Source organism: Lysinibacillus sp. C5.1, from assembly GCF_016350185.1.
In the GTDB taxonomy this organism is placed as follows: Bacteria; Bacillota; Bacilli; order Bacillales_A; family Planococcaceae; genus Lysinibacillus; species Lysinibacillus sphaericus.
Window position 1 is genome coordinate 3,023,487 of record NZ_CP066226.1, and the last position, 13,981, is coordinate 3,037,467.

Here is a 13,981-nt window from a genome sequence, read left to right on the forward strand (position 1 = left end):
ATGAAGAAAAGACTAGCAACAACAATTTGTGCCTTAGGATTATTGGTGAGTGCAGGTGTTGCAAGTGCAGGAACGAGTGCTATCACCTATGCGAAGGAACTGCCGAGTTTATCGAGAAATATCTATTTAGCAACAGGGACTAAAGACAATAATAGTAACTCAAAAGTTGAAAACTCTATAGTTGGTCAAGATTACAGAGCAACTATGTGGATTGTGGATGCTAAAGGGAAAAAGGTTTCTAATACTGCTAAAGATGTAACTGATAATGATACACGTTTCTTCATTGTAGATCAAAGTGCTGTTGGTGGTGATGTAACACTAGTAGCAGAAAATGACCAAAGAAAATTGGTGAGTGTAGAAATCTCAGGAAGATTTTATCCAGACACAAGATGAAATAGAGCACGTCAAATATTGATATAACAACGTTCATTGTCATTCTTTTATCAATTTTTAGAAAGGGTTGTCTTATTCAAGATAGGGACAACCCTGTTTTTGAGTAGGAGGATATCAATGCTTATCGAATATAAAAAACTATTTAACAATAAAAACTTTTATCTTAGCATTTGTGCCTTAATACTGCTTGTGGTGATTGCTGTCATAATAGGTGTGAAAGAACATAACGATGAGTATCAATTAACTGAACGGATTTATAGCCAATACTATGAAGAAGAAATAGTGAAGGATGTTCTTATTTTCATTTCTCCGCATAAACAATGGCTCGGTTTTACGAATAATTTCGCATCTGAATTGTATTATTTACTATTTCCGTTGTTGATTTCTATTGCACTTGTAGATTCAATTTATCGTGAAAGAAAAAGCGGCTATCAACATTTTATTTTTATGCGCATGGATAGACGGAAATATTACATTGCAAAGTTTGCTACTACTTTTTTCACTGCCTTTTTTATGTTCGTAGTGCCACTATGTTTAGGTGTAGTGCTTGTTAATCTATTTACGAATCATTGGGATTATACAGCCTATGCTAATATTTATATAGGGTTTGTTGAAGGGACATTGGCGATACCTGATAATGCGATAAGTGTTTTTAAAGGAGATATCCAACCTCTTTTTTCGGATTTACTCAGTATATCTCCTTATTTATATGCTGCTGTATTTTATACTATCGGTGGATTGTTTGCTAGTGCGTATGTTTGTATGGGGCTAGCGCTTTCCATGTTTATTAAAAATTATTATTTAATGATTTTTATGCCGCAAATTATTTATACAAGCATTTGGTTTTTAGCTACCAATAGCCCGAAATGGGTTCCCTTTTTCTTTTTAGCCCCAGATGGTATACATGGAGACAACTCCATTTCCATTATGGTTGTCGAATTTCTGATGCAAATTTCACTTACATTTGTCATCTACTTTATTGGCATGAGGAAATATGAAGATGTTTTATAAATACTTGACCTATTGCCTACAGGATATTCGCTTGAAAAAATTGCTCTTTTGGATTGTGGGATGTTTTATGTTCATGCTACATCTATTTGAGGTATTACCTATCACTTCAGTGGCAAATAGATGGCATACGGTGAAAGACTTTATAGTAGCCTCTCGTTATGAGCACTTCTATATTCCTGTTTTTTTATTATTATTAGCGCCTTTTTCATCTAAAGACAATGATTGGCTATTACTTAGAAGATATCGTCACCGAGAGCAATATGCCACGTATAAAATTTGCTTTGTGTTTATCGTGACTGCTTTTTTTACAGTAATTGTTTTTGGAAGTAGTTTGTTGAGCACATCGCTAGCGAAGTCGCTTTTTTCACCGTATCTCACAAATTACAGTGCCCTATTATTATATGTGCCTGAGCCTAAAGAAAACGGTTCATTACTTTACTTTATCTATATGTTTTATTGTGTTACGGCTATTTTCGGGTTGCTTTATATCGTGTTCCAACAACTTTTCAAAAATAACTTCATTAGTGCAATTATAGTTATGATTCTTGGCATGTTGGATCGATATATAAAGCACTTTGTGTTTATTGCCTTTCATAAAAGTGAATATACGTCACCTATTAGTTCATTCTTTATATTAGTGGCTGTTACGATATTATTAATCAATGCCGTTCATTACTTAGTCAATAAACTAGACTTTTACGTGCGAGATGATGATTCATGACAACATTTTCGTTAGAGTGGAAACTACTGCGAGAAGATGCCCTTAAAATTAGTTGTATTTGTATTGTCTATCCATTATGTACTACTTTATTGCTACTCCATATGACATCTCTTTTTGATGGACTGACATTGTACCAATCATATACTGCCCTTTTAGGTAAAGTGGAGGAACTTACTTGGATGTATTGGACTTTGTTATGGTTTGGGTATGTGCTATTAATTCAAATTGTTTGGAAGCCTCGCTCCACTTCTTTTTCCTACAATATGCTATTACGCTATCCAACAAAAGGTTGGTTTTGGCTTAATCGGCTGCTAATCCTACTTATATTCACGGCGTGCTATGTCGCAATCACTTATATCATGTGCTTTTTCCTTTTTTTAAAAGCTCACGTGACGCTACAATTTGATATCTTGATTGTTCTACAGGCATTCTTTCTACTCATTAATATGTACTGTCATGCCTTGCTATGGAAAATAGTTGAATTATTATTTTCAGCGAAAATAGCGACGGTTTTACTGATCGTCCTATTTTTTGCAGGTATTAAACGATCAGCTCCTTCTATTCCGTTCTATTATGGGCTAATGGGAAATTTCGACGCAAACATGTTCGCTGTCATTCTAGTGATTGAAGGGCTATTTATTTGTCTTATGTGTTTATTTATTGTTCGAATCGGCTTAAAAAATGATTATTATTAGGGAGGGTTGCTAGATGTCGATTGAAGTTTCAAACGTTTCCAAGGTGATCAAAAAACGCACGGTGCTACAAAATATTAGTTTTCAGCTAGAGCGGGGCAACATTTATGGTTTTGTGGGGCACAACGGTTCAGGGAAATCGATGTTATTTCGGGTAATCTGCGGCTTAGTGAAGCCCAGTGCTGGAACAGTAAAATTATTCGGAGATGTGTTACATCATGATATTTCGTTTCCTAAAAGTGCAAGTGTTATCCTTGAAAAACCTGGTTTTTTAGAGCACTACTCAGGATTCTCCAACTTAAAATTTTTAGCAGCGATTCGCAATCAAATTACTGACCAGAATATAAAAGCTGCGATAGCAAAAGTAGGTTTAGACCCCGAAGATAAACGCCCTGTTAAAGCATACTCTCTTGGGATGAAACAAAAACTAGCCATTGCTCAAAGCATTATGGAAACACCTGAATTGATTTTACTAGATGAACCCATGAATGGTTTGGATGAAGATTCTGTACAAAATGTCTATGACATTATTAACGCTGAAAAACAGCGAGGAGCAACTATTTTATTAACATCCCATAATAAAAATGATATTGAGTCTTTATGCGATCAAGTTTATAGACTGCGTGAAGGCGTGTTAACTGAAACCTATTGAATTTATTTTCTAAAGTTAAGCGAAAAACCGCCATTTAGCGAAGGGCTATATGGCGGTTTTTATTGTCTTACTCTTCCCAAAATAATTCATCCAACGTTTTATTTAACGTTTTACAAATCGCAATACATAAGTTTAACGTCGGATTATATTTCCCAACTTCAATTAAACCGATTGTTTGGCGGGTAACCCCTACTTTTTGAGCTAAATCTTCCTGTGACAAATCATGCTCTATTCGAGCCATTTTTAAACGGATGTTTTTCATGCTTATCACCACTGTTAATCTTCTAGATTTTTTTGTACGACTTGGTCACTTTTCTTTTTTGCAGCCATATATGATAAGCCTAAAAATCCTGCAAAAAATGGTACATAGATAATTAGCGATACTAAGAAAACCATGAAGAAATATTTATATGCTTGTTGTGTGCTATCTGCATAGTTAAAGGCACTATTAAGACCAAAAAAAATCGCCAGTACCAAACCAGTAGCCACTCCATAAATGATATTTTTCGTCTGTAATTTTATTTTACTGTTACTATCATGAACCTCTACTTCATCTGTTAAGATACCTAGATAAGCCGTCCTAACATAATAATAAACAGATGACACACATATAATCAACCACTCTGTTAATACATTGTCCAAGGACACGCCCATTTTAAAGAACTTTATTACAATAGAAATGGAACAGACAATCATAATCAGCACATACATCTCTTTGTATATTTTATTTTGTAAATTTTTAACACGTTCATCTACTTGCTTTTTTTGTTTCTTATACATAATTTCCCTCCATTTGTTTTATTACTATTAGTATATGAAATCATATTGCTTTTTGCAACATATAAATTGCATTTAGTTATTTATAAATTACAAAATGCAAAGTGATTTACAGTGAAGACATAAAAAAAGACACATTTCCTTGTAGAAAATGTGCCTTAAAATCTAAACTATATTATAGGATTAAGCTTACGATATGTTGTAATTCTTACTTCTTCCAGTAGATGAATGCCTCGTTTTAACAGCTATTTCTGTCTTAGCACCTAAGTAATAAGCTTTGCAAACCAAGCTACATAATGTGCCCCAGGTATAAATAATACTTGCGCCAAAATCGTTCCTAAAAATCTAGAGGTCATCATCATAACAGATGCTCTTTTTAAATCAAGATAACTTCCCCGCTGATTGATAACATCATCCGCAAGTATAGAAATTTTAGGGTCAATAAAAATAATTAACAAAATTGTTGCTACGCCATTGATTAATCCAGACGCCATGACAGCTGTTGCCTTTAATTCAGGGACTAATAAACCCGCATATAAAGAAGATAAAACACCAATAGTATAAATTGCTGTAATCACAATGTTCATCACAAATAGTTTAACTGGAATATCTCGTAAACCAATGCCCTTTACATAAGCCAAGCTTGGCTTGCGAATATGTTTAATACCTCTTCTTACATAGTCAAATGTGAAGCCTTTCTTCAATAAAGCTGGAATCGACCCTCTTTCCTCAGCCAAATGAATGATGCCTCGTGAAAAGATGGCTACGAACGTCGGCAGTAATAATATCCCCATTAGTGTCCCTAAGGATGCCGCTCCTATAATAAAGCGATATTGGCTTTCTACAAAAGCTAGCGCATTGTCAGCAGGCGCTGTATCCACTAAACTCCCCGTAAACGGTTGTTGCATCATATTCGCTAGCCTTGAAACCATCACCATTACATTAAACAGAGATAAAGCTGAAGCTAGTAACTTTACACGTGCCCCTGATAAACGTACCGCATAGGCAAGTGTCTCGATTGAATGAATGATGAGAATAAATAAAGCAATCATAATTAATTTATCTGTAATTATTTCCATTCTCTATACCTAATGTTCTTTCCCATTATTTCACATGTAGACGTTTGAATTTCAAAATAGTTCCGAACCGCACGATTGAGATACCCGCGAATTTAAACTGTTTACCCGCGATTGGTGTTTAAATACCCGCGATAAAACTCTCTTTACCCGCGGAAGCCGTTCAAATACCCGCGATATAGCCTCGTTTACCCGCGATTCATAAAAAAACGTAGACCAAACACAATTTGCATTGCGTTGGTCTACGGTTCTCTTACTCTCCTCGTAAAGCGTTAATAAGCTCTGGCTTATATTCTCCACTACGTAGCATATCAATTTCATATTTATACGGTGCTGTTTTAGTTTTCGCATCACTATTTAGAGCAACAAATGGTGTTTCTAAAATCTTCGGTACCGCCATTAATTGCGGATGATGAACCACGTATTTTAATGCATCAAATCCGATATGTCCAAAACCGATATTTTCATGGCGGTCTTTACCTGCACCACGAACGTTTTTAGAGTCATTTATATGAAGAACTTTGATGCGATCTACACCGATTATTTTATCAAACTCGTTTAATACCCCATCAAAATCTTCAACAATATTATAGCCAGCATCATGTGTATGGCATGTATCAAAGCATACAGAAAGGCGCTCGTTATGTGTCACACCATCGATAATTTTTGCAAGCTCTTCGAAAGAACGTCCACACTCTGTTCCTTTCCCTGCCATTGTTTCTAATGCAATTTGCACGGGATAGTCCTGCGATAGTACTTCATTTAAACCTTCAATAATTTTAGCAATACCAGCATCTGCCCCTGCACCTACATGAGCACCAGGGTGTAAAACTATTTGTGTAGCTTCCAACGCAGCAGTGCGTTCAATTTCAGATTGTAGGAAATCTACACCGAGACGGAATGTTTCTGGTTTTTCTGTATTTGCAATATTAATAATATAAGGAGCATGCACAACAATATTTGTCATGCCGTGCTCTTTCATGTGCAACAGACCATTCATAATATTAAGGTCTGCAATGGATTTTCGACGCGTGTTTTGTGGAGCACCTGTATAAATCATAAAGGTGTTCGCACCATAAGAAAGAGCTTCTTTACTAGAGCCGAGCAACATTTCTTTGCCGCTCATTGAAACATGTGAGCCAAGTAACATATTTATGCCTCCTTATTTTTTGCCGCGAGCTTTTATGCGACGTTCGCGTTTTTTAATTTTTTCCATTTCCCATTTCATATTACGTTTGTAGCCTGGTTTTACTTTTTTCGGCTTACGTACTAAAGATTTTGCTTTCGCATCAATCTCATTTTCGTGCTTCACGCGGTTTTTACGTGCATGACGCTCTTTTAGTTCCGACCATTCACCATCTTTGACATCCTTTTGTACAAACGGTATACCCATTTTCTCAATACGAGCTAATGCATCCTCGTCAGAAGGCTCAAATAATGTAATCGCTGTTCCTTTATTGCCTGCACGTGCTGTTCGTCCAACACGGTGAATAAAGAATTCTAGATCTTCTGGAATTTCATAGTTAATGACATGTGAAATTCCTTGAATATCGATACCGCGCGCTGCAAGATCTGTTGCTACGATATATTGAAACTCTAAATCGCGAATTTGCTTCATCATTTTTTTACGATCACGTGGCGTTAAATCACCATGAATTTGTCCACAACGAATCCCTTGCTCGTTTAAATAGCCCGCAACTTGCTCTGCATTTTTACGTGTATTGGTAAAAATGACCGCTAAAAACGGGTTAATGCCTTCAATAACATCCTGTAAACGTCTGTTACGAGATTTCGAACGAACAGGTACAAGGACGAAATCAATACCTTCTGCCACGGGACGTTTATCGTTCATATGAACATGAACAGGCGCTTCCATGTATTTTTTTAAGAATGGCTGTAAGCGTTCTGGAATTGTTGCAGAGAACACGAACATTTCAAGCTTTTCTGGCATTTGAGAAGCAAAGCCATCAATCTCTTCGATAAAGCCCATATCGAACGCTAAGTCCGCTTCGTCCACAACTAACATTGGTGCCGTATGCACAAATAACGCTTGAGCTGAAACAAGGTCACGAATACGTCCTGGTGTACCAACAACGATTTGTGGTTGCGTTTTTAACTTATCAATGGAGCGTTGTTTGTCCGTACCCCCAATAAATAATTTCGCTTGAATGTCTGTTCCTTCTATTAATTGATTTAACGCATCAAAAATTTGTTGAGCCAACTCGCGTGTTGGAGAGGTAATAACCGCTTGTACCTCTTGTTTGTCAACTTGAATGCGTTGTACGATTGGAATAAGGAAACTATGTGTTTTCCCTGTACCCGTATGTGCTTGTCCAATCGCACTTTTCCCTTTCAGGATTAGTGGAATAATTTCCTTTTGTATTGGTGTTGGTTCTGTGAAGCCAAGCTTTGCAATTGCGTCCTGCAAAAATGGCTGAAAATTATAATCAGTATATTTTGACATAATTCGTTCCTCCTTACATCTTTCCCATTGTACCATGATTCGGCCTTTTAGGGATGTTTACGTACTATTAACATAAGCATTTACAATATTCTCTTGTTTTTTTCATCGATGCAACGCTAACCCTTAACAAACTTACTTTAATTACGACTATTATGCAATGAAAAAAGTAAAGTGTGAAAAATGTGAAATAATTTAATGGACATTTCGTATTTTTTATGTCAATTTTTGTCCAACTAATGATTTGCATATTTTCCACATGTTAATATAAACATGAATAATAGTATTGGAGGTTGATAGTGATGAAAGCAGCAAGATGGTATAAAGCAAGAGATATCCGTGTAGAAAACATTGAGGAGCCTTCCATTGCACCCGGTAAAGTAAAAATTAAAGTACATTGGACAGGCATTTGTGGAAGCGATTTACATGAGTATGCAGCAGGACCAATCTTTATTCCAGTTGAACAGCCACACTCTATCAGTAAAGATATAGCGCCTATTGTAATGGGCCATGAGTTTTCTGGCGAGGTAGTTGAAGTTGGTGAAGGTGTTACAAAAGTAAAAATTGGAGATGCTGTCGTTGTCGAACCTATTCTCTCTTGTGGCGAATGTGCTGCTTGTAAAAAAGGGAAGTACAACATTTGTAAACAACTAGGTTTCCACGGACTTTCTGGAGGCGGTGGCGGATTGTCAGAATATACTGTGGTAGATGACCACATGGTACACAAAATGCCAGCAGGACTTTCTTATGAACAAGGTGCTCTTGTAGAACCAGCCGCAGTAGCTTTACATGCAGTTCGCCAAAGCAAATTAAAAGCTGGCGATAAAGCCGCAGTTTTTGGAACAGGGCCAATTGGTCTTCTTGTTATCGAAGCATTACGGGCATCTGGAGCTTCCGAAATTTATGCGGTGGAACTTTCAGCAGAACGTGCTGCAAAAGCGATGGAACTAGGAGCAACAGCTGTTATTAATCCGCAAGATGAAGATGCTGTTGAACGTCTTCATGCCTTAACAAATGGCGGTGTGGATGTGGCATTTGAAGTTACTGGTGTTCCTGTTGTTTTACAGCAAGCTATTGACTCCACTACGTTCGAAGGTGAAACAATCATCGTTTCGATATGGGAATCAAGCGCTTCTATCCAGCCAAATAATATTGTATTGTCTGAGCGTACTGTGAAAGGTATTATTGCCTATCGAGATATCTTCCCAGCTGTTATGGAGTTAATGACCAAAGGATATTTCCCAGCGGACAAACTTGTAACTAAGCGTATTGGGCTCGATGATGTTGTAACAGAAGGCTTTGAAGCGTTAATGAAAGAGAAAAACCATATTAAAATTCTTGTCAATTCACAAAGCTAATATAGACCCTTTTATTGTAAGCAGATAGAGAAAATACCTCTATACCATTCTCTCTATCTGCCCTATTGAAGTTATACTTTACACTACTTATTCATTGTCCTTCATTTGTTTAAAAATAGCTAAATTCGCCATTAAGAAGTTCACTTTCTCTTCCCCAAATAGACCGAGCGCCCGCCCTTCTGTATTAGCCTCCACAATTTTTTCGATTTCCTTCTCTGACAGCCCGCTTGCATTGGCAATTCGATCGATTTGAATGCGCGCTGCTTGCACACTAATATGTGGGTCTAAACCCGATCCGGAGGCCGTCATAAGATCAGCAGGAATGTCTTGTCTTTTTATAGTCGGGTTCGCCTGTAAAAACGCTTGAATATCTCCCTCTATCCGTTTTGTTAATTCTGGATTGGACGGAGCATAATTGAACGTTCCAGAGCTCACGCCACCATAAGCTATCTCACCATTTTTATCTGGTACAATATCTTCTTGTGTATAAACATTATAGTTGATGGATGAAACACGGCCCTTAAAAAACGCTGCTGATGTAAAGGCTTGCCCAAGCTTTTCCGAACCAACAGCTTTTCCGTCAACTTCCACAATACTACCATTCGCCTGATGCTTAAATAGCCCTTGTGCGATACCCGTTACCGTCACAGGGTAAAGTAAACCACAGACTACAAACATGACGAAAGAAACCATTAATGCTTGCTTTACATTGTCCCAAAATCTATTCATATCATTTTCCTCCTATAGACCAAGCATGGTTAACAGTGGCCCTACTAGTAAATCGATCACCTTTATACCGATAAACGGCGCAAGGATACCACCTAGTCCATAAACAAACAAGTTTTTCTGTAATAATTTTGTAGCACTCATCGGCTTATACTTTACGCCTTTTATCGCAATGGGAATTAACATCGGAATAATCACCGCATTGAAAATTAAAGCAGAAATGATGGCACTTGTCGGCGAATGAAGTTGCATAATGTTGAGCGCATTCATTTCTGGTACTGCAACCATTAACATAGCAGGAATAATGGCGAAATATTTTGCCACATCGTTTGCAATACTGAATGTTGTAAGTGCACCACGCGTCATTAATAATTGCTTTCCAATCTCTACAACTTCAATTATTTTAGTTGGATTTGAATCTAAATCAACCATGTTTGCAGCTTCTTTTGCTGCATTCGTTCCTGAATTCATAGCAAGACCGACATTCGCCTGTGCTAAAGCTGGTGCGTCATTGGTACCGTCCCCAGTCATCGCCACAACTTTTCCAAGTGCCTGCTCATCTTTAATCACCTTTATTTTATCCTCTGGCTTACTTTCTGCAATAAAACTGTCAACGCCGGATTCTTTAGCAATAGCGGCTGCTGTTAGTGGATTATCCCCTGTGCACATAATTGTTTTGATGCCCATTGCTCGCAACTGTTCAAAGCGTTCTTTCAAACCGGATTTTACAACATCTTTCAGATGGATGACACCCAAGATATTATGATTCAACGACACAACAAGTGGTGTGCCCCCAACAGCAGATACTTGATGCACTAACTGTTCCAAATTTGTAGGAATATGTTGTCCTGCTGCAAGACTATCTTGTTTAATCGTATCATAAGCCCCTTTTCGAATGATCGTCCCATCCTGCAAGTTCAATCCACTCATCCTTGTCTGTGCAGTAAAGGGAATATGCTCACTATATTGAATCAGTTGTTGTTCATCCGTTGTAGTTACCCCTAAATCACATGCCAATGATAAGATAGATTTCCCTTCTGGTGTATCATCTGTCAGCGAACTAAGCCATGCAGCTTGCATCAAAGTTTGTTGGTCAACTCCTTTGACTGGTAAAAACTCAGTTGCCATGCGATTACCGTACGTTATTGTGCCTGTTTTATCTAATATAAGAGTATCTACGTCTCCGCAAGCTTCCACAGCTCTACCAGACATTGCAATGACATTAAACTGCGTCACTCGGTCCATACCAGCAATACCAATAGCAGAAAGTAAACCGCCGATGGTCGTTGGTATTAAGCAAACTGTCAGTGCAATTAACGTTGCAATGGAAATGTGTACATTTAAATAAGTAGTCATTGGATATAATGTCACGACCACTAATAAAAAGATGATTGTCAAGCTAACTAACAATGTATTTAACGCTATTTCATTAGGTGTTTTTTTCCGACTTGCTCCTTCAATGAGGGCAATCATTTTATCTAAAAATGACTCTCCTGGCAGTGAAGTAATTTCAATCATTAGCCAATCACTTGTGACAGTCGTACCACCAGTAACAGATGAAAAATCTCCACTGCGTTCTTTTACAACTGGTGCAGACTCACCAGTAATGGCTGATTCATCGACTGTGGCAATCCCTTCAATGACCTCGCCATCATTTGGAATCACTTCCCCTGCTTGCACTAAAACAATATCCCCTTTTTTCAGCTCATGTGCCTGTTTCATCACTTCTGTACCATCCGCTAAAAGGACACGTGCTTGTGTATCTGTCTTTGTATTTTTTAACGTTTGTACTTGTGCTTTTCCACGCCCTTCAGCGATGGATTCTGCAAAGTTAGCAAATAAAATCGTAACAAAGAGAATGATAGCGACAATGGCATTATAGAGCTGAGCATGCTCTCCTTCCGCGCCGCCAAGTAGATTAGGAAAAAACGATAACAACAGAACAAAAATAAAACCGATTTCTACGACAAACATGACGGGATTTTTTATCATCGTAACTGGATTAAATTTCTTCAATGCGCCTATCAATGAGCTCTTTACTAAATCGCTCGTGATAAAACCTTTTCTTACAGTTTCCATTTGATTCTCTCCTCATTAGGAATGTATTTGTAAATGCTCCGTAATTGGTCCAAGTGCTAATGCGGGTAAAAATGTTAGCGCACCAATCATCAGTACAATGGCAACAAGCAAAAATGTAAACATTGAGGTATCTGTTTTCAATGTTCCAACTGAATCGCTGTGCCACATTTTTTTAGCAAGTAGTGAAGCAATTGCTAATTGAAGGATAATGGTTAAATAGCGACCAAAAAACATAGCTAACCCTGTCGTCACATTCCAAAACGTTGAATTATCTGCTAATCCTTCAAAGCCAGAGCCATTGTTGGCAGATGCTGAAGCAAACTCATATAGTACTTGCGATAAACCGTGTGCTCCAGGATTCGTAATACCAGCTACCCCAGATGTTGTGGCAACAGCAAGCGCAGAAAACAGTAGGATAATTGCAGGGTGAATTAAAATACAAAGTGCTATTAACTTCATTTCCTTTTCCTCAATTTTCTTTCCTAAAAACTGTGGCGTGCGACCAATCATTAAACATGCGATGAAAATCGTTAGTAAGACATACATCATCATATTCATCAGCCCAACACCCTTGCCCCCAAATACAACATTTAACATCATATTAAACATCGGCACCATACCACCAATTGGGGTTAATGTATCGTGCATGTTATTGACCGAGCCCGTTGTAAAGGCAGTTGTGACTGTAGTGAAAAGGGCAGATTGGGCTACCCCAAAGCGCATTTCTTTTCCTTCCATACTACCAAGCTCTTGAGTAATTCCCAGGTTACTAATAAGGGGGTTACCCGCACGCTCAGCAATATACACTGTCACTAACCCTATAAGAAATAGCATACCCATTGCAGCAAAGATCGCTAGCCCTTGCTTGCCGAATATTGTTTTTTTCTTTCTATAAGCAACCATTAGACTAAAGGCAACAACACAAGCACCTGGTAGCAACATCATAGATAGCATTTCTACGATATTTGATATAACCGTAGGGTTTTCAAAAGGCGTTGTGGAATTAGCACCATTAAACCCACCTCCATTTGTACCTACATGTTTAATAGATTCAAGTGAGGCAACTGGTCCCAATGCGATATCTTGCATTTTTCCTTCGATTGTTTGAACAGTTTGATTGGCACTGAATGTTTGAGGTGCTCCTTGCGATACTAAAATAATGGCAACTACGATGGAAATAGGCATTAATACACGTGTAATCACACGCACAAAATCTACAAAGAAATTGCCTAATGTATCACTTTTTGCAACTAATCGTCTACAGAACGCCATACAAGCAGCGTAGCCAGTCGCTGCAGATGTAAACATCATAAAAATAATAACGAGCATTTGTGACAAATAACTTAAACCAGATTCACCACTATAATGTTGTAGATTGGTGTTGGTCATAAACGAAATGATGGTATTAAAAGAAAGTGATGCCTCCATATTTTCTATATCATTTGGATTTAACAGCAAAAAAGATTGAATGCGTAAAAGAATGTATCCGATAAAAACCATAAAAGCATTTGAAATAATTAATGACAATACATATTGCTTACCTGTCATATCCACTTGTTTAATGCCGCATACCTTATAAATCACATGATCCACTTTATCCATTAATGGATCGAGCCATGTTTTTTTATGCATTGTCACACGAAAAAGATAATGGCCGGTCAGGATAACAAGCGGTAAATAAATAATACAAACAATGGCTATTTGCCACATACTCTATTCCTCCTAAATACCTATTAATATTTTTCCGGATATAATAGGGCATGCCCTAAATATCCAAAAAGCAATATAAGTATTATTCCAATAACAATCCACATAGCAATTCCTCCCCTTACTCTTCGACTAGCTTGTAGCACCAAGTCGTTAACGCATATAGACTGGCAAAACTAATGAGTAATAAGCCAACCATATATAAATCCATCAATTGCATCACCCTTCTCTCTATTTGATGTTTTTATCATACTGACTTTCAAATTAATGTAGTGTTAGGAAATCGCTTCTTTGTATTAAGAAACAATAAAGGTGTTAAATCTTTACA

At 37.5% G+C, this 13,981-nt stretch carries 15 protein-coding genes; 6 read left to right on the forward strand and 9 right to left on the reverse strand.

From position 1 onward, the window contains the following. From I5435_RS14755 to I5435_RS14775, 5 genes are all read left to right on the forward strand, one after another. Entirely contained in the window at positions 1–393 is a 393-nt protein-coding gene (locus tag I5435_RS14755) for a hypothetical protein (RefSeq protein ID WP_108029778.1), read from the forward strand. Positions 394–510: 117 nt separating this feature from the next. Further along, positions 511–1,404: an ABC transporter permease gene (locus I5435_RS14760; protein WP_108029779.1), complete on the forward strand. Its 894-nt coding sequence runs from the start codon at positions 511–513 to the stop codon at positions 1,402–1,404. A 67-nt stretch (positions 1,405–1,471) separates the two neighbouring features. Next, complete coding sequence (locus I5435_RS14765) at positions 1,472–2,125, forward strand: hypothetical protein (protein WP_337982513.1); 654 nt, start codon at positions 1,472–1,474, stop codon at positions 2,123–2,125. Beyond that, positions 2,122–2,820 (forward strand): hypothetical protein, encoded by a 699-nt coding sequence (locus I5435_RS14770; RefSeq protein WP_337982514.1) that lies wholly within the window; start codon positions 2,122–2,124, stop codon positions 2,818–2,820. Before I5435_RS14765 ends, I5435_RS14770 begins: the two co-directional genes overlap by 4 nt. A 13-nt stretch (positions 2,821–2,833) precedes the next feature. Beyond that, positions 2,834–3,469, forward strand: coding sequence for an ABC transporter ATP-binding protein (locus I5435_RS14775; RefSeq protein ID WP_337982515.1), 636 nt, complete (start codon positions 2,834–2,836; stop codon positions 3,467–3,469). A gap of 67 nt (positions 3,470–3,536) precedes the next feature. Here I5435_RS14775 and I5435_RS14780 read toward each other — a convergent pair whose 3' ends face one another. The 5 genes from I5435_RS14780 to I5435_RS14800 form a co-directional block, all read right to left on the reverse strand. Beyond that, a complete protein-coding gene (locus I5435_RS14780; protein ID WP_024362980.1) occupies positions 3,537–3,731 on the reverse strand; it encodes a helix-turn-helix transcriptional regulator in 195 nt (64 codons plus the stop codon). Positions 3,732–3,745: 14 nt separating this feature from the next. Beyond that, entirely contained in the window at positions 3,746–4,249 is a 504-nt protein-coding gene (locus I5435_RS14785; protein WP_108029783.1) for a DUF6773 family protein, read from the reverse strand. Positions 4,250–4,509: 260 nt separating this feature from the next. After that, positions 4,510–5,325, reverse strand: coding sequence for a lipid II flippase Amj family protein (locus I5435_RS14790; RefSeq protein ID WP_024362982.1), 816 nt, complete (start codon positions 5,323–5,325; stop codon positions 4,510–4,512). A gap of 250 nt (positions 5,326–5,575) precedes the next feature. Then, entirely contained in the window at positions 5,576–6,472 is an 897-nt protein-coding gene (locus I5435_RS14795) for a deoxyribonuclease IV (protein WP_024362983.1), read from the reverse strand. A gap of 12 nt (positions 6,473–6,484) precedes the next feature. Next, positions 6,485–7,786, reverse strand: a complete 1,302-nt coding sequence (locus I5435_RS14800) for a DEAD/DEAH box helicase (RefSeq protein WP_024362984.1) — start codon at positions 7,784–7,786, stop codon at positions 6,485–6,487. A gap of 299 nt (positions 7,787–8,085) precedes the next feature. On the opposite strand from I5435_RS14800, the gene I5435_RS14805 reads away from it, so the two are divergent. Then, positions 8,086–9,141, forward strand: coding sequence for a 2,3-butanediol dehydrogenase (locus I5435_RS14805; protein WP_229387101.1), 1,056 nt, complete (start codon positions 8,086–8,088; stop codon positions 9,139–9,141). 87 nt (positions 9,142–9,228) lie between these two features. On the opposite strand, the gene kdpC is transcribed toward I5435_RS14805, so the two are convergent. The 4 genes from kdpC to I5435_RS23185 are packed head-to-tail and all read right to left on the reverse strand — an operon-like array spanning position 9,229 to position 13,760. Continuing rightward, positions 9,229–9,870 (reverse strand): K(+)-transporting ATPase subunit C, encoded by a 642-nt coding sequence (gene kdpC, locus I5435_RS14810; RefSeq protein WP_337982516.1) that lies wholly within the window; start codon positions 9,868–9,870, stop codon positions 9,229–9,231. Between the two features lie 12 nt (positions 9,871–9,882). Beyond that, positions 9,883–11,946, reverse strand: coding sequence for a potassium-transporting ATPase subunit KdpB (kdpB, locus tag I5435_RS14815; RefSeq protein WP_337982517.1), 2,064 nt, complete (start codon positions 11,944–11,946; stop codon positions 9,883–9,885). A gap of 15 nt (positions 11,947–11,961) precedes the next feature. Next, the gene (gene kdpA, locus I5435_RS14820; RefSeq protein WP_024362988.1) at positions 11,962–13,656 is read right to left on the reverse strand and encodes a potassium-transporting ATPase subunit KdpA; all 1,695 of its coding nucleotides are present in this window, start codon (positions 13,654–13,656) and stop codon (positions 11,962–11,964) included. Between the two features lie 23 nt (positions 13,657–13,679). Beyond that, entirely contained in the window at positions 13,680–13,760 is an 81-nt protein-coding gene (locus I5435_RS23185) for a potassium-transporting ATPase subunit F (RefSeq protein WP_108029786.1), read from the reverse strand. Positions 13,761–13,981: the final 221 nt, after the last annotated feature.

Excerpts from the sequence above, each read along its gene's own strand:
- I5435_RS14755 (WP_108029778.1), top strand. The coding sequence starts at position 1 with ATGAAGAAAAGACTAGCAACAACAATTTGTGCCTTAGGATTATTGGTG.
- I5435_RS14760 (WP_108029779.1), top strand. The coding sequence starts at position 511 with ATGCTTATCGAATATAAAAAACTATTTAACAATAAAAACTTTTATCTT.
- I5435_RS14765 (WP_337982513.1), top strand. The coding sequence starts at position 1,472 with ATGTTCATGCTACATCTATTTGAGGTATTACCTATCACTTCAGTGGCA.
- I5435_RS14770 (WP_337982514.1), top strand. The coding sequence starts at position 2,122 with ATGACAACATTTTCGTTAGAGTGGAAACTACTGCGAGAAGATGCCCTT.
- I5435_RS14775 (WP_337982515.1), top strand. The coding sequence starts at position 2,834 with ATGTCGATTGAAGTTTCAAACGTTTCCAAGGTGATCAAAAAACGCACG.
- I5435_RS14780 (WP_024362980.1), bottom strand. The coding sequence starts at position 3,731 with ATGAAAAACATCCGTTTAAAAATGGCTCGAATAGAGCATGATTTGTCA.
- I5435_RS14785 (WP_108029783.1), bottom strand. The coding sequence starts at position 4,249 with ATGTATAAGAAACAAAAAAAGCAAGTAGATGAACGTGTTAAAAATTTA.
- I5435_RS14790 (WP_024362982.1), bottom strand. The coding sequence starts at position 5,325 with ATGGAAATAATTACAGATAAATTAATTATGATTGCTTTATTTATTCTC.
- I5435_RS14795 (WP_024362983.1), bottom strand. The coding sequence starts at position 6,472 with ATGTTACTTGGCTCACATGTTTCAATGAGCGGCAAAGAAATGTTGCTC.
- I5435_RS14800 (WP_024362984.1), bottom strand. The coding sequence starts at position 7,786 with ATGTCAAAATATACTGATTATAATTTTCAGCCATTTTTGCAGGACGCA.
- I5435_RS14805 (WP_229387101.1), top strand. The coding sequence starts at position 8,086 with ATGAAAGCAGCAAGATGGTATAAAGCAAGAGATATCCGTGTAGAAAAC.
- kdpC (WP_337982516.1), bottom strand. The coding sequence starts at position 9,870 with ATGAATAGATTTTGGGACAATGTAAAGCAAGCATTAATGGTTTCTTTC.
- kdpB (WP_337982517.1), bottom strand. The coding sequence starts at position 11,946 with ATGGAAACTGTAAGAAAAGGTTTTATCACGAGCGATTTAGTAAAGAGC.
- kdpA (WP_024362988.1), bottom strand. The coding sequence starts at position 13,656 with ATGTGGCAAATAGCCATTGTTTGTATTATTTATTTACCGCTTGTTATC.
- I5435_RS23185 (WP_108029786.1), bottom strand. The coding sequence starts at position 13,760 with ATGTGGATTGTTATTGGAATAATACTTATATTGCTTTTTGGATATTTA.